This window comes from Corynebacterium sp. MSK310 (assembly GCF_030227355.1).
Classification (GTDB): Bacteria; Actinomycetota; Actinomycetes; order Mycobacteriales; family Mycobacteriaceae; genus Corynebacterium; species Corynebacterium rhinophilum.
In genome coordinates this window covers 1-761 of sequence record NZ_JASPFZ010000048.1, presented here as the reverse complement: position 1 = coordinate 761, position 761 = coordinate 1, and the positions used below count along the sequence as shown (strand labels likewise).

Sequence of the window (761 nt, the reverse complement as noted above, 5' to 3'; positions counted from 1 at the left end):
GGGCCCGACCCCCGGAAAGTGGACACATCGGGGGTTAGCTATGCTGCTTTGGTCAGTGTAGCTGAAGTCTCGGCTTCAAAGACATCAGGCGCTACAAGATTGCACCCGCAGTGCCGCCGGCGCGTGTTGTAGCGCATGCACCACCTAAAGACTTCCCGGCGGCAGGCGATCGGATTGTCAAAGACTTTCCTATCACGCAGCACTTCCCGCTTTAAAGTAGCGTTAAACGATTCTGCCAGAGCGTTATCAGCACTCGTTTCTACCGCCCCCATAGACTGGCGCACCCCCAACGACGAGCAATAGTTCCTAAAGGCCTGTGAGGTGTACACGCTGCCGTGATCGGAATGGAATATAGCCCCGTCAAGACTGCCACGCACACCATGCGCGTGGGATAGAGCATCGACGACCAGTAAGACCCGCATGTGGTCTGCGAGTGCATGACCTGCACGTTTGCGTGAATGAAGTGTCAATGACAGTGGCCACATACATGTTTTTCCTCCTTTACATGGCAAGTAGGTAATGTCGCCGACATAAACGCGGTTCGGCTCGTTAGCTGCGAATTTGCGGCCTAGCAAATCCGGCATGACTCGGTGGCCAGGCTTACGCCTAGTGGTGGTACATCGGCGACGTGTGGTAAAGTCTCTAAGCCCCATGGCTTTCATAATTCGTGCGACTTTCTTGTGATTCGTCGGGCCAAAGCTCGTATCGGCTTTAAGGCTCGCAGCGATGCGTTTAGCGCCGTAAAGACCAAGCTCATCATC

At 54.7% G+C, this 761-nt stretch carries 1 protein-coding gene; it reads right to left on the bottom strand.

What is annotated here, in order from left to right; all coding sequences use genetic code 11:
* Positions 1-38: 38 nt before the first annotated feature.
* Positions 39-761, bottom strand: a 723-nt coding sequence (locus QP891_RS11675; protein ID WP_284817082.1) for an IS3 family transposase, incomplete at its 5' end; no start/stop codon positions are given.